16 protein-coding genes are annotated in these 16,395 nt (G+C 73.1%); 13 read left to right on the top strand and 3 right to left on the bottom strand.

Going from position 1 to position 16,395, the window contains the following annotated elements; all coding sequences use genetic code 11:
* Nucleotides 1–5: 5 nt before the first annotated feature.
* A complete protein-coding gene (locus tag EDD29_RS44310) occupies nucleotides 6–1,292 on the bottom strand; it encodes an MFS transporter (RefSeq protein ID WP_123670101.1) in 1,287 nt (428 codons plus the stop codon).
* A gap of 129 nt (nucleotides 1,293–1,421) precedes the next feature.
* Nucleotides 1,422–2,363 carry a type I pantothenate kinase gene (coaA, locus tag EDD29_RS44315; RefSeq protein WP_123670102.1) on the bottom strand — a complete coding sequence of 314 codons (942 nt, stop codon included), beginning with the start codon at nucleotides 2,361–2,363 and terminating at the stop codon, nucleotides 1,422–1,424.
* Nucleotides 2,364–2,446: 83 nt separating this feature from the next.
* On the opposite strand from coaA, the gene glmS reads away from it, so the two are divergent.
* The 13 genes from glmS (at nucleotide 2,447) to tsaD (ending at nucleotide 14,893) form a co-directional block, all read left to right on the top strand.
* Entirely contained in the window at nucleotides 2,447–4,288 is a 1,842-nt protein-coding gene (gene glmS / locus EDD29_RS44320) for a glutamine--fructose-6-phosphate transaminase (isomerizing) (RefSeq protein ID WP_123671067.1), read from the top strand.
* A gap of 77 nt (nucleotides 4,289–4,365) precedes the next feature.
* Complete coding sequence (locus EDD29_RS44325) at nucleotides 4,366–5,325, top strand: hypothetical protein (protein ID WP_123670103.1); 960 nt, start codon at nucleotides 4,366–4,368, stop codon at nucleotides 5,323–5,325.
* A gap of 37 nt (nucleotides 5,326–5,362) precedes the next feature.
* Nucleotides 5,363–6,073: an ATP-binding cassette domain-containing protein gene (locus tag EDD29_RS44330; RefSeq protein ID WP_123670104.1), complete on the top strand. Its 711-nt coding sequence runs from the start codon at nucleotides 5,363–5,365 to the stop codon at nucleotides 6,071–6,073.
* 1 nt (nucleotide 6,074) lies between these two features.
* Complete coding sequence (locus EDD29_RS44335) at nucleotides 6,075–7,088, top strand: ABC transporter permease (RefSeq protein WP_148086308.1); 1,014 nt, start codon at nucleotides 6,075–6,077, stop codon at nucleotides 7,086–7,088.
* An 18-nt stretch (nucleotides 7,089–7,106) separates the two neighbouring features.
* Nucleotides 7,107–7,460, top strand: coding sequence for a holo-ACP synthase (locus EDD29_RS44340; protein ID WP_123670106.1), 354 nt, complete (start codon nucleotides 7,107–7,109; stop codon nucleotides 7,458–7,460).
* A gap of 68 nt (nucleotides 7,461–7,528) precedes the next feature.
* Nucleotides 7,529–9,073: an NAD(P)H-hydrate dehydratase gene (locus EDD29_RS44345; protein ID WP_123670107.1), complete on the top strand. Its 1,545-nt coding sequence runs from the start codon at nucleotides 7,529–7,531 to the stop codon at nucleotides 9,071–9,073.
* A gap of 63 nt (nucleotides 9,074–9,136) precedes the next feature.
* Nucleotides 9,137–10,249: an alanine racemase gene (gene alr / locus EDD29_RS44350; RefSeq protein ID WP_123670108.1), complete on the top strand. Its 1,113-nt coding sequence runs from the start codon at nucleotides 9,137–9,139 to the stop codon at nucleotides 10,247–10,249.
* A 55-nt stretch (nucleotides 10,250–10,304) separates the two neighbouring features.
* Complete coding sequence (locus EDD29_RS44355; protein WP_123670109.1) at nucleotides 10,305–11,429, top strand: alpha/beta fold hydrolase; 1,125 nt, start codon at nucleotides 10,305–10,307, stop codon at nucleotides 11,427–11,429.
* Between the two features lie 20 nt (nucleotides 11,430–11,449).
* A complete protein-coding gene (gene tsaE, locus EDD29_RS44360) occupies nucleotides 11,450–11,887 on the top strand; it encodes a tRNA (adenosine(37)-N6)-threonylcarbamoyltransferase complex ATPase subunit type 1 TsaE (protein ID WP_123671068.1) in 438 nt (145 codons plus the stop codon).
* Between the two features lie 152 nt (nucleotides 11,888–12,039).
* A complete protein-coding gene (locus EDD29_RS44365; RefSeq protein ID WP_123670110.1) occupies nucleotides 12,040–12,708 on the top strand; it encodes a hypothetical protein in 669 nt (222 codons plus the stop codon).
* Nucleotides 12,709–12,735: 27 nt separating this feature from the next.
* Entirely contained in the window at nucleotides 12,736–13,416 is a 681-nt protein-coding gene (tsaB, locus tag EDD29_RS44370) for a tRNA (adenosine(37)-N6)-threonylcarbamoyltransferase complex dimerization subunit type 1 TsaB (protein ID WP_123671069.1), read from the top strand.
* Complete coding sequence (rimI, locus tag EDD29_RS44375; protein ID WP_211360179.1) at nucleotides 13,413–13,868, top strand: ribosomal protein S18-alanine N-acetyltransferase; 456 nt, start codon at nucleotides 13,413–13,415, stop codon at nucleotides 13,866–13,868. Before tsaB ends, rimI begins: the two co-directional genes overlap by 4 nt.
* Nucleotides 13,865–14,893 carry a tRNA (adenosine(37)-N6)-threonylcarbamoyltransferase complex transferase subunit TsaD gene (gene tsaD / locus EDD29_RS44380; RefSeq protein ID WP_123670111.1) on the top strand — a complete coding sequence of 343 codons (1,029 nt, stop codon included), beginning with the start codon at nucleotides 13,865–13,867 and terminating at the stop codon, nucleotides 14,891–14,893. Before rimI ends, tsaD begins: the two co-directional genes overlap by 4 nt.
* On the opposite strand, the gene EDD29_RS44385 is transcribed toward tsaD, so the two are convergent.
* A complete protein-coding gene (locus EDD29_RS44385; RefSeq protein WP_211360180.1) occupies nucleotides 14,890–16,395 on the bottom strand; it encodes an ATP-binding SpoIIE family protein phosphatase in 1,506 nt (501 codons plus the stop codon). The genes tsaD and EDD29_RS44385 overlap by 4 nt on opposite strands.

The raw sequence follows: 16,395 nt of genomic DNA on the forward strand, positions 1-16,395 counted from the left end.
AGGGGTCAGGTCAGGGGGTGGGCTTTCTCGTCGGTGGGGAGGCGGCCGGCGAGGACGGCGATCACGGCGAAGACGGGGGGTAGGAGGCCTGCGAATAGGAAGATCACGGGGACGGGGACGATCTGGGCCAGGGGGCCTGCCAGGGCTATCGACAAGGGGAGGAAGGCCAGGGAGACGAAGAAATCCAGGCTGGCTATGCGGCCGAGCATGTGCGGGGGGACCCGGCGTTGGAGGAGGGTGCCCCAGATGACCATGCAGCAGCCGTCGGTGAGGCCGGCGACGAAGAGGGCGGCCGCCATCAGCCAGAAGGAGTCGGTGTAGCCGAGGACGGCCAGAGGGAGGTTGCCCAGACCCCAGCCGAGGATCATGGTGGTCAGGTAGCGGCGGGGGAGGCGCCATGACGAAACCGCGAGGGAGCCTAGGACGGCGCCTGTGCCGAAGGCGGTGAGGAGCAGGCCGTACATGCGCTCGCCGTCGGCGAAGGAGTCGCGGGCCAGGAACGGGAGCAGGACTTCCACCGGGCCCATGACGACCATGACGGCCAGGCACGCGAACAGCAGCGTCCAGAGCAGCCAGGGGGTGCGCAGGGTGAAGGCGAAGCCCTCGCGCAGTTCGCCGAAGATGCTCGGTTTCCCCGCATCGCCTTTCCCGGGCTTCGCCGGAGGCTCCTTCGGGAGGAAGAGGACGAGGACGAAGGCCGCCGCGTACAAGGCGGTGACGATCACGGCTCCGGCGGTCGGCGAATAGGTGCCGACCAGGATTCCGGCGAGTGCCGGGCCGCCCGCTTGCTGGAGGGCCGGGCGCAGGGCGCCTTCGAGGCCGTTCGCGGCCAGGAGGTCGCCTTCCCGCAGGATCGACGGGAGGTAGGCCGTGTAAGCCGGGTAATAGAACGCCGTCGCCGCGCCGAGCACCACCGACGCCAGGGCGAGATGCCACAGCCTGATCGTGCCGGTCAGCGACAGCACGGCGATCGCCGCGGTGGCCGCTGTGTTCAGCGCCTGCACCGCCACGAGCACCGCGCGCTTGGACAGCCGGTCGGCGGCGATCCCGCCCGCCAGCGAGAAGACGAGCATCCCCGCGGTGAGGCCCGGCGCGACCGCCGACAGCGCGAGCGCGCTGTCGCTGATCGCGATCACCTGGAAGACCAGGACGACGGCCCACATTCCCGCCGCGCCGAGGGACAGCGCCACCGAGCCGATCAGAGGCCGGTAGGCGGGGGTGCGCAGGGGGGCGAGGGCGCGCCAAGACGCCCCCGACTCGACGTTCGCCGGAGACGAGAGCGGATCGGACATCGTCCCTTCGTAGCAGGGCGGTCGCGATCGGGGCCAACCTTTTTCCGGCCGCCCGCGTCGTAGAAGGCAGAGGGGGAAGGGCCCGGCCGGGCCGTCCGCGAACAGCCGTCCCAGGGGTGGGAGACGGGCTCAGATCCGCCTGAGGCGGATGCGCTGGACGGCGTGGTCGGGCCCCTTGTGCAGCACGAGGGTCGCGCGGGCGCGCGTGGGGAGGATGTTCTCGGTGAGATTGCGTTCGTTGGTCTCGCGCCAGATGCTCTGCGCGAACGCGACGGCCTCCGGGTCGCTCTGCGCCCTGGCCTGCGCGTGGAAGTAGGAGCGCGGGTCGGAGAACCGGGTGCGGCGCAGCGCGAGGAAGCGCTCGACGTACCACTCGCGGATGTGCTCGACCTTGGCGTCGACGTAGATCGAGAAGTCGAAGTAGTCCGAGACGCTGAGCGAGCCCGTCGGCGGGACCTGGAGGACGTTGATGCCCTCGAAGATCAGGATGTCGGGGGTGCGGACCGTCTGCCGCTCGCCCTTCAGGATGTCGTACTCCAGATGGGAGTAGACGGGGATCGACTGCTCCTTGGCCCCGGCCTTGATCCGGGAGATGAAGCGCAGCAGGGCGCGCCGGTCGTAGGACTCGGGGAAGCCCTTGCGGGTCATCAGCCCGCGCCGCAGCAGTTCGGCGTTGGGGTAGAGGAAGTTGTCGGTGGTGACCAACTCCACACGGGGGTGCTCGGGCCAGCGCGCGAGCAGCGCCTGGAGGAGCCGCGCAACCGTCGACTTGCCCACCGCGACGCTCCCCGCGACCCCGATGACGAACGGGGTGGGCCGCACCGACTCGTTGAGGAACGTGCTCAGGGCGTCCCGCAGGCCGCTGTCCCCGGTGAAGAAGAGGTTCAGCAGCCGGGTCAGCGGCAGGTAGACGTCCTCGACCTCGTCGATGCCGATGGGATCGCGGAGGCCGCGCAGCTCGTCGACGTCGGATTGGGTCAGGGTGAGCGGGGTGTTCGCCCTGAGCTGTCTCCATGCCTCCCGGGAGAACTCGACGTAGGGGCTGGGGATCGGTTCCCAGGGCGCGTTCATGGGTGACGAGGGTAACCAGAGGGGTCGCCGTCGCAGGTCGGCGGGCTCCAGTCTTTGACGGATCGACAGATAGTGTGGCGTTCATGTGCGGAATCGTGGGTTACGTCGGTGGTCAGCAGGCCGAGCAGGTCGTCGTTGACGGACTGGCGCGGCTTGAGTACCGGGGATACGACTCGGCGGGCATCGCGCTCGTCGTGGAGGGGCGGCTCGCCACGGCCAAGAAGGCCGGGAAGCTGATCAACCTCCGCAAGGTGCTGGAGGAAGAGCCCCCGCCCGCCTCCACGGTGGGGCTCGGGCACACCCGGTGGGCCACCCACGGCGCGCCGAACGACGTCAACGCCCACCCGCACGTCGACTGCGCCGGGCGGGTCGCGGTGATCCACAACGGGATCATCGAGAACTTCGCGCAGCTGCGCGCCGAGCTGACCGAGCGCGGGCACGTGTTCGAGTCCGAGACCGACACCGAGGTCGTCGCGCACCTTCTGGAGGAGGAGGTGGGCGAGCACGGCCTGGCCGAGGCCATGCGCCGCGTCTGCCGCCGCCTGGAGGGCGCCTACACCCTGGTCGCGGTCGACGCCCAGGACCCGGACGTGGTCGTCGGGGCCCGCCGGAACTCGCCCCTGGTCGTCGGCAAGGGCGTCGGGGAGAACTTCCTGGCCTCCGACGTCGCGGCGTTCATCGAGCACACCCGCGACGCGATCGAGCTGGGCCAGGACCAGGTGGTGGAGCTGCGCCGCGAGGGCGTCACCGTCACCGACTACGACGGCCGCCCGGCCGAGGTCCGCGAGTACCACGTCGACTGGGACGTGTCGGCCGCAGAGAAGGGCGGCTACGACGCGTTCATGCTCAAGGAGATCGCCGAGCAGCCGCGCGCCGTCGCCGACACCCTGCTGGGCCGGATCGGCGCCGACGGCCGCCTGCACCTCGACGAGATGCACATCACCGACGAGCAGCTCCGCGAGATCGACAAGATCATCATCATCGCGTGCGGCACGTCCTATCACGCCGGCATGATCGCCAAGTACGCGATCGAGCACTGGGCCGGGGTGCCGTGCGAGGTGGAGTTCGCCAGCGAGTTCCGCTACCGCGACCCGATCCTCACCAAGAGCACCCTGGTGATCGCGATCTCCCAGTCGGGCGAGTCGATGGACACGCTCATGGCGGTCCGGCACGCGCGCGAGCAGAAGGCCCGCGTGCTGTGCATCTGCAACGTCAACGGCTCCACGATGCCGCGTGAGTGCGACGGCGTCCTGTACACCCACGCCGGCCCGGAGGTCGGCGTCGCGGCGACCAAGACCTTCCTGACCCAGCTCGTCGCGGTCTACCTGATCGCCCTGTACATCGCGCAGGTGCGCGGCACCAAGTGGGGCGACGAGGTCTTCGCCATGGTCCAGCTGCTGGGCTCCATGCCGGAGAAGGTGGAGAAGGTCCTGGAGACCATGGAGCCGGTCCGCGAGCTGGCCCGCTCCCTGGCGGACGAGAAGTCCGTGCTGTTCCTCGGACGCCATGTGGGCTTCCCGGTCGCCCTGGAGGGCGCGCTGAAGCTCAAGGAGCTCGCCTACATGCACGCCGAGGGCTTCGCCGCCGGTGAGCTGAAGCACGGGCCGATCGCGCTCATCGAGGACGGCCTGCCGGTGATCGTGGTGGTGCCGCCGCGTGCCCGCGACGTGCTGCACGACAAGATCGTCTCCAACATCCAGGAGATCCGCGCCCGGGGCGCCCGCACGATCGTCATCGCCGAAGAGGGCGACGACTCCGTGGCCCCCTACGCCGACACGCTGATCGAGGTCCCTGCGGTGCCGACGTTGCTCCAGCCGCTGGTCACCACGATCCCGCTCCAGGTGTTCTCCTGCGAGCTGGCGACGGCCAAGGGCCACGACGTGGACCAGCCGCGCAACCTGGCCAAGTCCGTCACCGTGGAGTAGATCACGCCGCACAGAACTTTCCGCGCCCTCCCGTCATCTGACCCACCACGGTGGATCTTCGACGGGAGGGCGTTCTCATGCGCGGGGCGCTGCTCGTGGCCCGACAGGAGCTGGGCGCCAGCGTGCGCAAAGGCCGCTGGAAGGCCCTGCTGGCAGGCTGGACGCTGGTCGTGGGCCTGCTGGCGACGGTCCTCTACCGGACCTTCGGCGCCGAGGTCGACGGCGCGGATCTCCACGCCGGGGTGTGCGGGGCGCTGGTGCCCCTCGTCCTCCTGCTGGTCCTGTGCGCCGCGCCGGTGTTCGCCACCCGTCAGGTCGGCGGCGGACGGGGCTCGGGCTCCCTGCCCGCCCCGGCGCTGGGCGGGCTGCTGACGTCCTGGGGCACGGGCCTCGTCCTCCTGGCGCCGACCGTGCCCTTCCTCGCCGTGTCCGTGCTCACCGGGGCCGTGGGGCCGTTCCGGGCACTGGCCTGCCTCGTGGTGGCGGGACTGCTCGTCGGCGTGGTCTGCGCGCTCGGCCGGCTCTGCTCGACGGCCGGGCGGCGCGGCGTCGCGGCCCTGCTGTCGGCGCTGACGGTCGGCGGGCTGGTCTTCGGCACCGTGCTCGCCTACTTCCTGAGCTTCCTGCTCCAGCCCCCGGCGGTGCCCGACGAGGGAGAGGGCGGCCCGTGGTGGCTGCTCGCCGCGAACCCGCTGATCGTCCTCGCCGACGCCGCGCCCCTGGACTCCTCGCGGATCGTCTGCGCGCGGGTGGAACCGAACGTCGAGCACTGCGAGCGGGAGGGCGGCGGCGACCTGCTGTCCCAGATGAGCTTCCTCATGCGCGACCTGAGGGCCGAAGACCGCTCTTACGAGTCCTACGGCGCCTACGTCGATCTCGACGAAGGGCGGGGAGGCCCCGGCCTGAACCCCGTCTGGCCCTACGGCCTGGGCATCGATCTGGCCCTCGCCGCCGGCGCGCTCACCCTGACCGTAAGGCGCCTCCGGCGTCCCGTCCGAGCACCGCGACAGAACTTTTCCGGCCCTTCCGGCGTCTGACCCAGCACGGTGGATCTTCGGCGGGAGGGCTGCTCGCATGGCGGACATCGGGGTCGGGGTGCGGGCGACCGGGGTCGCGTACGCGTTCGGGAGGACCCAGGTCCTCGCCGGGGTGGATCTGAGCGTCCCCTACGGCCGGGTGACCGGCCTCGTCGGGGAGAAGGGCGAGGGAAAGACCACGCTGCTGCTCGTCCTGGCGACGCTGCTCGCGCCCGACACGGGCCGGGTCGAGATCGCCGGGGTGGACGCCGTGGCCAGGCCGGCCGAGGCGCGGGCGGCACTCGGCTGGCTGCCCGACACGTTCGGCGTCCACGACAGGCTCACGGTCGTCGAGTACCTCGATCTCTTCGGCGCGGCGCACCGGCTGCACGCCCGCGACGTGGCGGTCCGCACGGGCGAACTCCTGGCGCTCACGGGGCTCGCCGGCCAGGCGCGTGAGCGCGTCCACGCGCTTCCACGCGGGCAGAGACAGAGGCTCGGGCTCGCCCGCGCGCTGGTGCACCGGCCGAGGGTGCTGCTACTCGACGAGCCGCTCTCCGGCCTCGACTCCGCAGCTCGGGCGGCCCTGCGCGACCTGCTGCTGCGGCTGGCGGCAGAGGAGGGCACCGCGATCCTCCTGTCCGGCGGTGCGCTCACCGAGATGGCCGGCCTCGCCGACCGGGTCGTCCTCCTGGACCGGGGCCGCGCGGTGGGTGAACGGCCGGCCTCCGGCCCGTTCCCGGATCTCGGTCCGCGAGAGGTGCGCTGAAATGCCGAGTGCACGGGGAGTACTGCTGGTCGCCGGGCTGGACACGCGCGCCAGAATGCGTTCGGTCCGCTGGAGGTGGCTGCTCGCCCTCTGGACCGCGGGCGTGGGGCTCACCGCCTTCGTCCTGCACCGGGCCCTCGCCGGCGAGATCGACGCCGCCGATCTCGACCGCGCGTTCTCAGGCACGCTGCTCTTCCTCGTCCTGCTGCCGGTCCTGTGCGCCGCGTCGGCGCTCGGTGCCCGGTCGGTCAACGGGAAGCACAAAAGGGACACGCTGGCGCTGCTCCAGCTCACCCGGCTGACTCCCGCGGACCTCGCGCTGGGCAAGCTGCTGGCGTCCTGGGGCAGCGGTGTGCTGCTGCTCTCGCTGACCGCGCCGTTCCTCGCCCGGCCCCTGGTCCAGGACGGTTTCGGAGGGCTCCGCGCGCTCGTGTCCTTCGGGTCGAGCGCGCTTCTCATCGGCGTGGTGTGCGCGATCGGCCAGTTCTTCTCCGCCGTCGCCGCGCGGACGGTCACCGCGGTCCTGCTGTCCTGTCTGACGGTCTTCGGGCTGGTCTTCGGCACGTTGATCGCCTACTGGCCGACCTCCGCGTTCCGGCCCCTGACGCCGGGGGATCCGGGCGACCAGGACGACGGGGGCGCCTGGTGGCTGCTCGCGGCGAATCCGTTCGTCACCGTCGCCGACGCCGTGCCCAAGGAGAAGAGCCGCATGCTCTGCGTGCCCGCCGGACCCGGTCTGAGCATCGACCGCTGCGCCCAGCAGGAGCCGGACCTCGACCTCCTCGCGATGATCAGCTTCGACGTCCGCGACCTGGCGGCCGACGAGGTGATCTACGACGCCTACAGCGAGGCGGCCTCGGCCGACGAGGGGACTCCGGGCGGCGAAGGGCTGAAGCCGGTCTGGCACTACGGCCTGGGCTTCGACCTGGTGCTCGCCGCGGGCGCGGTCGCCCTGACCGTCCGCAGGTTGCGCCTGCCGATGCGCGATCCCGCCCCGAGGACCCGCCTGCCCTGAGATCGGTACGCTCGGGGGGTGATCGTGGGCGTGGGGATCGACGTGGTGGACGTGGCGCGGTTCGGGGCGGCGCTGGCGCGGACGCCGAAGCTGCGGGAGCGGCTGTTCACCGAGGGTGAGCGGGATCTTCCGGTGCGGTCCCTGGCCGCGCGGTTCGCGGCCAAGGAGGCGCTGGCCAAGGCGCTGGGCGCACCGGGCGGGCTGCTGTGGACCGACGCGGAGATCCGGCGGGGCGCGGCGGGCCGGCCGTCCCTGCACGTCACGGGCACGATCTCGGCGGTCGCCGACCCGCTCGGGATCACCGCCTGGCATGTGTCGCTCAGCCACGACGGCGGGATCGCGACCGCGATGGTGATCGCCGAGGCGGGCTGAGCGGGTAGGACGCCGGAGACGGGCCCACGGGCGAGACATCCCTTCATCCCTTTTCGCAGGAGGCGGCGGTGCGGTACGCGCACGCGGTGGACGAGGTACGGGCCGCTGAGGCGGCGCTCATGGCACGGCTGCCGGAGGGCACGCTGATGCAGCGGGCCGCGGCGGGGCTCGCCGCCGTGTGCGCGCAGCTGCTCGGCGGCCTCTACGGCTCCCGCGTGCTGCTGCTCGTCGGCAGCGGGGACAACGGAGGCGACGCCCTGTACGCGGGCGCGCGCCTGGCGCGCAGGGGCGCCCACGTGACGGCCGCGCTGGCCGCGCAGAAGACGCATCCCGAAGGGCTCGCCGATTTCAGGGCGGCTGGAGGCCGCGTCCTGGATTACGCCCGTTTGGAGTCCCTGCTGTCCCCGGGAGAAGGCTCCGCGCCCTCCTCGGCGGCCAGGCGGGCCTTCGAAGGCACCGACCTGGTGATCGACGGCCTTACCGGCATCGGAGGCCGGGGCGCCCTGCGCGGCCTGTACGGGGCACTCGTCAGGGCCCTGCCCGAGGAGGCCGCGGTGGTGGCGTGCGACATCCCGAGCGGGGTCGACGCCGACACCGGCGAGGTCGCCGACACCGCGGTCCGGGCCGACGTGACGGTCACGTTCGGCACGCTCAAGCCCGGCCTGCTCATCGATCCGGGGGCCGCGCACGCGGGGGTCGTCGAACTCGTCGACATCGGCCTCACCGGGCTGCCCGAGCCCGCCGTCATCGCCCCGGCCACCGCGGACGTCAGGCCGCCCCGCCCGGAGGCGGAGACCGACAAGTACCGGCGCGGCGTCGTAGGGGTGATCGCCGGGGGCGCGCGGTTCACCGGGGCCGCGCTGCTCTCGGTCGGCGCGGCGCTGCGCGGCGGCGCGGGCATGGTCCGGTTCGCCTCGGCCGCCCGGGTGGTCGCGCTGGTCGACGCGCGCTGGCCGGAGACCGTCACCACGGTCCTGCCCGAGGCGGCCCCGGGCGACGACACGGAGCCCGATCTCGACGCCGTCGGCCGGGTCCAGGCCTGGGTGGTCGGCCCCGGCCTCGGCGTCGACGCGCGAGGAGAACGCCTGGTCAAGGCCACCCTGCGCAGCGAGGTGCCCGTGCTCGTCGACGCCGACGGGCTCACCGTCCTCGCGGGGCTCCCGGCCGGGGTGCGCCGCGCCCTGCTGGACCGCCGGGCCCCGACGCTGCTCACCCCGCACGCGGGCGAGCTGTCCCGGCTGCTGAACGTCGGCCGCGATCAGATCGAGGCGCGCAGGCTCGTCCATGTCCGCGCCGCGGCCGCCGGCCTCGGTGTGACGGTCCTGCTCAAGGGCTCCACGACGCTCGTCGCCGATCCGGGCGGCCAGGTCCGGGCCAATCTCACGGGCACGCCCTGGCTGGCCACCGCGGGCTCCGGAGACGTCCTGTCGGGCCTCGCCGGGGCGCTGCTCGCGCAGGGCGTCGACGCCGCCGACGCCGGGGCCTGGGCCGCCCACCTGCACGGACTGGCCGCCCGGATCGCCGCGGCGCCCCGGCGCGGCCTCGCGCCCGCGCCGATCACCGCGGAGGACGTTCTCGCCGCGCTGCCAGAGGCGTTCGCGCAACTGTCCTGAGCTGCGCCGACCCGCGCGCGGTCTTGCCCGAGCTCCCCGCCGGGTGCGGCAGACTTGGGGACCATGACGCATCCGACGCGCGCGCTGGTCGACCTCTCGGCCATCCGGGACAATGTGCGGCTGCTCGCCGAGGCCGCGGGCCGGCCCGTGATGGCGATGGTCAAGGCCGACGCCTACGGGCACGGGGCCGTCCCGGTGGCGAAGGCCGCATTGGAGGCCGGCGCGTCCTGGCTCGGCGTCGCGTTCGCCGACGAGGCCCTGGCGCTGCGCGCGGCGGGGATCACCGCCCCGGTGCTCGCCGGGGTCTGCCCGCCGGACACCGACTTCGCCGCGGCGATCGCGGGCGGGGTCGACCTGGGCGTCGGCTCGGTCGGGCTGGTCCGCGCGGTCGCGGCGGCCGCCGCCGCGAAGGGCGTCCCCGCCCGGATCCATCTGAAGGCCGACACCGGGATGTCGCGCGGCGGGCAGACCCGCGACGGCTGGCCCGCGCTGGTCGAGGCCGCGTTGAAGGCCGAGGCCGAGGGGGCCGTCCGGATCATCGGGCTCTGGTCGCACATGGCCTGCTCCGACGAGCCGGAGCACCCGTCGGTGGCCCGGCAGACGGCGGCCTTCGCCGAGATGGTCGGCTACGCCGAGCGCGCGGGCGTCCGGCCCGAGCTACGGCATCTGGCGAACTCCTCGGCGGCCCTGCACCTGCCCGAGACGCGCTGGGACCTCATCCGTCCCGGCCTGGCGATCTACGGGCTGAACCCCGCGCCCGCGCTGCCCGATCCCGGCCTGCGCCCCGCGATGACCCTCACCTCCACGGTGACGGTCGCCAAGCGCGTCCCCGCAGGGTCGGGCGTGTCTTACGGCCACCTCTACATCACCGACCGGGAGACGACGGTCGCACTGGTCCCCGCCGGGTACGCCGACGGCGTCCCGCGCTCGGGCAGCAACGTGCTGGAGGTCCTGGCGGCAGGCCGCCGCCGGAAGATCGCCGGACGGGTCTGCATGGACCAGTTCGTGCTGGACGTCGGCGACGATCCGATCGAGGAGGGCGACGAGGTCGTCCTGTTCGGCCCCGGTGACCGCGGCGAGGCCACCGCGACGGACTGGGCCGACGCCGTCGGCACGGTCTCCTACGAGATCGTGACCCGGCTGGGCGGCCGGGTCCCGCGCGTGCACACCGACTGACCGCCGCGGCCTGAGCCCGCGGCCTTCCGTACCCAGCCCCGCAGGGAGGACGACTTTGGACGGACGGAGCAAGAGAAGACTCGGGATCGCCGGAGCCGTCGCCGGGGTGGGCGCGGCCGGCGTGGGCGCCGTGGTCGCGGCCCGCCAGTACGCGGTCGGCCGGGTCAGGGCCCAGCCGGACCCGGAGGCCGCCGAGCCTTTCGGGGAGCCGCGCGGAGACGCCCTGACCGTCCTCGCCGACGACGGGCTGCCCCTGTACGTCGAGGTGGAGGAGCCCGAGACGCCTCCGGCGCCGGGCACCCCGACCCTGGTGTTCTGCCACGGCTACTGCCTGAACCTGCACACCTGGCACTACCAGCGGCGCGATCTCACGGGGTTCCGGCGGATCACCTGGGACCAGCGCAGCCACGGCAGGTCCGGGCGCAGCGACCCGCGCCGGGCGACCATCGACCAGACCGGCGCGGACCTCGCCGCGGTGCTGCGCGCGACGGTCGGCCGGGACGAGCCCGTGGTGCTCGTCGGGCACTCCATGGGCGGGATGACGCTGATGGCGTTCGCCGAGCGCCATCCGGAGGAGTTCGGCGGCAGGGTGCGCGGGGTCGCGCTGGTCAACACCTCGATGGGCGACATCCAGCAGATGACGCTCGGGTTGCCGCTGATCCTGGCCAAGGTGGCGCAGCCGCTCGCGCCGCGGGTCATCCGCGGGCTGGGCCGCCGGGGCGCGCTGGTGGACTCCTCCCGCGCGATCGGCGCGGATCTGGCGTTCTGGGTGATCCGCCGTATGGGCTTCGCCGACCGGACGATCAGCCCGACCGTGGTGGACTTCGTGGAGCGGATGGTCCGCGCGACCCCGTTCGAGGTGATCGCGGAGTTCTACCCGACCCTGATCGGGCACGACAAGCGCGCCGCCCTGGCCGTCCTGGACCGGGTTCCGGCGCTGGTGATGACGGGCGACGCGGATCTGCTGACCCCGGCGGCGCACGGCGCGGAGATCGCGGCGGGCCTGACGGACGTGGTGTACGTGGCGGTCGAGCCCGCGGGGCATCTGCTGCCGATGGAGCACCACGCGCGGGTGACCGAGGCGGTCCGGGCGCTCGCGGGACGGGTCACGGCGGCCCCGCCCCGGGTGCCGGGGCCCGCGCGGGGCGTCGAGGACGAGCCGGTGAAGGAGGAGCGGTGAGGATAGACACGGCGGAGCGGATGCACTCCCTGGGCCTGGCCCTGGGCGGGCTGCTACGCGCGGGGGACCTCGTGGTCCTGACGGGGGGTCTCGGCGCGGGCAAGACCACGCTGACCCGGGGCATCGGGGAGGGCCTCGGGGTGCGCGGCCCGGTGACATCGCCCACTTTCGTCATCGCGCGGGTGCACCCGCCGCTGGCCGGGGGGCCGCCGCTGGTCCATGTGGACGCCTACCGGCTCGGCGGGTTCGCCGAGGTCGACGATCTCGACCTGGACGCCGACCTCGCGGCCGCGGTCACCGTGGTGGAGTGGGGCGAGGGCCTGGTCGAGGGCCTTGCCGAAGATCGTCTCGAAGTGCGGATGAGCCGGGTCGGCGACACCGAGTCCCGCGACGTGACGATCACCGGCGTGGGGGGCCGCTGGGCCGGGTCTGAACTGAACGGGATCGTTCCAGATTAGATAGGTATGCCCTGGTACTCGCAGTTTCTCGTTTGCGTGCCGTAACCTCTAGCGAACATCTTTGGTAAGAGCGCACTTTCCCGGGACAAGACGGGTATAGGAGTCCTCCAGTGGGTGGTCAGAGGCGTAGAAGCACCGGTTCTGAGCGGAGTATGGCGATCCTGCTCGCCGGTGCGCTCACCGGCGTGCTCGTGGTCTGCGCGATAGCCGGTCTGTTCATCCTGCGTAACGCGAGCGGAGACCCCACGCAACTAGCGCCGGGCACGAACCATCAGGCGGCCCCGTCGGGCGCCGAGGACGGCGGGTTCGTCCCGCTGGAGGGCCCGCCGGACGCGTGCTCCGTCCTCGCCGACGCCCCCGAGAAGCTCGTCCCCGGCGGCGAGCCCACCCCGGCGTCGGCCACCGACACCGACACCTCGGTCCGCTGCACCTGGGGAGACGTGGGGCTCGGCGACGATCCCCGCGAGCTGTCCCTGGAGCTGCGCAGCGTCCCCGGCGCCGACCCGGTGGCCGACGCCGAGGGGATGTTCACCGAGGAGCACGAGAGCGACAAGTCCGGCGACAACCTCCTGCCGAGCCAGCGCCTGCGCGACTTCGACGATCTCGACGAGGTCGGCGATCAGGCCTACGTGCTGTACTTCACCGAGACCGCGTTCTCCCAGGCCGTCGTCAACGCCCGTGTCGGCAACGTCCTCGTGACCGTCTCCTACGGCGGGAGCAAGGACGACGACACGCCGCTGGACCAGGGCGACTGCGTGGACGGGGCGACCGAGGCGGCGACGAAGGCCATCGAGGCGATCAAGAAGATGGGATCGGCCTGACCCGGCCTCCGTATAGGCTTGACGGTCGTGCTGGTACTGGCTTTCGACACCGCGACCTCGGCGGTCACCGCGGCTCTCTACGAGTGGTTCCCTGGCGCCGCCGCCCGGCCCGTGGCGGTCGTCGCCGGGGTGGACCGGCAGCGCCACGCCGAGGTGCTGTCCCCGTCGATCTCCCGCGTCCTCGCCGAGGCCGGGGCGTCCCCGGGCGACCTCGACGCGATCGCGGTCGGCGTCGGCCCCGGCCCCTACACGGGACTGCGGGTCGGCCTGGCGACCGCCGACGCCCTGGGCAACGCGCTGCGCCTCCCCGTCCACGGGGTCTGCACGCTCGACGCCCTCGCCTGGGCGAGCCGCCGCACCCAGCCCTTCGTGGTGGCCTCCGACGCGCGCCGCAAAGAGGTCTACTGGGCGCGCTACGACTCCTTCGAGCGGCGGGTGACCGAGCCGTCGGTCGGCCCGGCCGCCGATGCCGCGGCCTCCGGGCTGCCCGCGATCGGCGAGGGCGCCGCGCTGTACTCCGCGGTGTTCGAGGAGCGGGAAGGTCCCGCTGACCGGGCGCCGCTCCTGCCGTCGGCGGGGGCGATCGCGGAGATCGCGATCAGCAGGCTGTCGGGCCGCGCCGGACTGCCGCTGCTGCCGCCAGAACCGCTCTACCTGCGCCGCCCCGACGCCCAGGAGATCGGCGCACGGAAGAAGGCGAGCCAATGAGCGACACCGGGATCCGGCCGATGTCGACCGCGGACCTGCCCGCGGCGATGGTGCTGGAGCACGAGCTGTTCGGCGACGAGTCCTGGACCGAGGGCATGCTCCGCGAGGAGCTCGCCGCGATGCCGGGGACCCGGCACTACATCGTGCTGGAGGAGAACGGCTCGGTCGTCGGCTACGCGGGCCTGGCCGCCGTCGGCGGTGACGGCGACGTGCAGACGATCGGCGTCTCGGCCGCCAGCCAGGGCCGGGGCCTCGGCGCCGCCCTGCTGACCGAGCTGCTGGCCGAGGCGGTCCGGCGCGGGTGCCGCAGGGTGTTCCTGGAGGTGCGGGCCGACAACGAGCCGGCCCAGAGGCTGTACGAGCGGTTCGGCTTCGTCCGGATCGGCGTGCGCAAGCGCTACTACCAGCCGTCCGGCGTGGACGCGATCATGATGCGGAGGGACGAGCCGTGACCGAACCCCTGGTGCTGGGCATCGAGACCTCCTGCGACGAGACGGGCATCGGCATCGTCCGCGGGCACACCCTGCTCGCCGACACGGTGGCCTCCAGCGTCGACGAGCACGTCCGCTTCGGCGGGGTCGTGCCCGAGGTCGCCAGCCGCGCCCACCTCGAGGCGATGACCCCGACGATCGAGCGGGCCCTGGCCGAGGCCGGGGTGGCGCTCAGCGACCTCGACGCCATCGCGGTCACCGCGGGCCCCGGGCTCGCGGGCGCGCTGATGGTCGGCGTCGCCGCCGCCAAGGCGTACGCCCTCGCGCTCGGCAAGCCCCTGTACGGGGTGAACCACCTGGCCGCCCATGTGGCGGTCGACCAGCTGGAGCACGGGCCGCTGCCCAAGCCGTGCGTGTCGCTGCTGGTCTCCGGCGGGCACTCCTCGCTGCTGCTGGTCCCCGACGTGGCCCGGGACGTCCGCTCGCTGGGCTCGACCGTCGACGACGCGGCGGGCGAGGCGTTCGACAAGGTCGCCAGGGTCCTCGACCTGGGCTTCCCCGGCGGTCCGATCATCGACCGGAGGGCCAGGGAGGGCGACCCGCGCGCGATCGCGTTCCCGCGCGGCAAGATCGACGACGGGACCTACGACTTCTCCTTCTCCGGCCTGAAGTCCGCCGTGGCGCGCTGGGTCGAGGCGAAGGAGCGGGCCGGGGAGTCCGTGCCGATCGCCGACGTGGCCGCGTCCTTCCAGGAGGCCGTGGTCGACGTGCTGACGCGGAAGGCGATCGCGGTCTGCAAGGACAACGGGGTCGACCACCTCCAGATCGGCGGGGGCGTCGCGGCGAACTCGCGGCTCAGGGAGATGGCCGCGCAGCGCTGCGAGAAGGCGGGCGTCCGGCTGCGGGTGCCCCGGCCCGGTCTGTGCACCGACAACGGCGCGATGGTCGCGGCGCTCGGCGCGGAACTCGTCGCGGCGGGTCTGGAGGACTCGCGGCTGGACATTCCCGCCGATTCCTCGCTGCCCGTGACGACGGTCCGGCTCTAGACGCCCAGCTCGAACCAGACGATCTTGCCGGAGGCGGTGCGGGTCGCCCCCCACCGCCGGGCGAGGCGCGACACGAGCTGGAGGCCGCGGCCGCCCTCGTCGTCCTCGTGCGCGTCCCGCAGGACCGGCAGCGTGTACTCGTCGTCCATCACCTCGACCAGCAGATGCTCGGTCTGCACGAGCCGCAGCTCGATCGGCCGGGTGGCGAACCGGACGGCGTTGGTGACGACCTCGGTGGCCAGCAGCTCGGTGATCTCGATCTGGTCGGCGAGGTCCCAGGCCTTGAGGGTCGCGCGGATGAGCCGCCGGATGCGCGACGGCGTGGTCCGGCGCGGCTCCAGCATCCACCGGGCGACGTTCGCGGCCGGAATGCCGGTGAGATCGGCCATGAGGACCGCCACGTCGTCGCTCCGGTCGTCGATCTGGAGGTTGCGCAGGACGTCGTCGCATTGGGCGTCGAGGGTGAGGCGGCGGCAGTCGAGCGTGGCGCGGAGCTGCTCCAGGCCCTCGGTGATGTCCTGGCCGCGGACCTCCACGAGCCCGTCGGTGCACAGGACGAGCCGGTCGCCGTCGTGGACGGGCACCTCCATCGGCTCGAACGCGACGCCGCCGACGCCGATCGGCACCCCTTCGGGCACTTCGAGGAGTTCGGCGCGGCCGTCGGCGTGGACGAGGATCGGCGGCAGGTGCCCGGCGTTGGCGAACGTGCAGCGCCGGGCCACCGGGTCGTAGACGGCGTACATGCAGGTGGCGAGGTGGTTCTCGCCGAGGCCCTGGGCCAGCCCGTCGAGCTGGCGCAGCACCTGGTCGGGCGGCAGGTCGAGGGCGGCGAGGGTCTGCACCGACGTGCGGAGCTGGCCCATGATCGCGGCGGAGCGCATCCCGTGCCCCATGACGTCGCCGACGACGAGCGCGACCCGGCTGCCGGGCAGCCCGATCGCGTCGAACCAGTCGCCGCCGACCCTGGCGTGATCGCTGGCAGGCAGGTAGCGGTGGGTGATCTCGACCCCGGCGAAGCGCGGCAGCCGGTTGGGCAGCATGCTGCGCTGGAGCGTGTCGGCGGCGGCCGCCTCCTGCCGGTACCTGTGCGCGTTGTCGGCGGCCAGGGCGGCCTGGGCGACGAGCTGCTCGGTCATCAGCGCGTCGATCTCGTCGGCGCCGGGGGCCTCGAGCAGGACGGCGCCCAGTGTCCTGCCGCGGACCCGCAGCGGCAGGGCCACCAGCCGCCCTTCGTGCACCGCGGCGCCGAACGCCACGGCCCGCTGAGCCGCCTCCTCGGGCTGCTTGGGTCCGGCGACCAGGCGAAGGTCGTCGCCGAACTCCGCGCGCTGGCCGAACAGGCTCTCGGCGAAGTAGACGGTCGCGCTGCTCGCGAGTCGGGGCACCAGCGCGCCGACCAGCGCCCGCGCGGTCTCGGCGGGGTCCAGCCGGGTGCCGATGCGCGCGGCGGCGGCACCGAGGAACGCCAGGCGCTCCTTGAGGCTCTCGGCGGTCTCGCTCAC

This window comes from Actinocorallia herbida, assembly GCF_003751225.1.
GTDB lineage: Bacteria > Actinomycetota > Actinomycetes > Streptosporangiales > Streptosporangiaceae > Actinocorallia > Actinocorallia herbida.

Excerpts from the sequence above, each read along its gene's own strand:
- EDD29_RS44330 (WP_123670104.1), top strand. The coding sequence starts at position 5,363 with ATGGCGGACATCGGGGTCGGGGTGCGGGCGACCGGGGTCGCGTACGCG.
- alr (WP_123670108.1), top strand. The coding sequence starts at position 9,137 with ATGACGCATCCGACGCGCGCGCTGGTCGACCTCTCGGCCATCCGGGAC.
- glmS (WP_123671067.1), top strand. The coding sequence starts at position 2,447 with ATGTGCGGAATCGTGGGTTACGTCGGTGGTCAGCAGGCCGAGCAGGTC.
- EDD29_RS44335 (WP_148086308.1), top strand. The coding sequence starts at position 6,075 with ATGCCGAGTGCACGGGGAGTACTGCTGGTCGCCGGGCTGGACACGCGC.
- EDD29_RS44310 (WP_123670101.1), bottom strand. The coding sequence starts at position 1,292 with ATGTCCGATCCGCTCTCGTCTCCGGCGAACGTCGAGTCGGGGGCGTCT.
- EDD29_RS44325 (WP_123670103.1), top strand. The coding sequence starts at position 4,366 with ATGCGCGGGGCGCTGCTCGTGGCCCGACAGGAGCTGGGCGCCAGCGTG.
- EDD29_RS44365 (WP_123670110.1), top strand. The coding sequence starts at position 12,040 with ATGGCGATCCTGCTCGCCGGTGCGCTCACCGGCGTGCTCGTGGTCTGC.
- rimI (WP_211360179.1), top strand. The coding sequence starts at position 13,413 with ATGAGCGACACCGGGATCCGGCCGATGTCGACCGCGGACCTGCCCGCG.
- tsaE (WP_123671068.1), top strand. The coding sequence starts at position 11,450 with ATGCACTCCCTGGGCCTGGCCCTGGGCGGGCTGCTACGCGCGGGGGAC.
- coaA (WP_123670102.1), bottom strand. The coding sequence starts at position 2,363 with ATGAACGCGCCCTGGGAACCGATCCCCAGCCCCTACGTCGAGTTCTCC.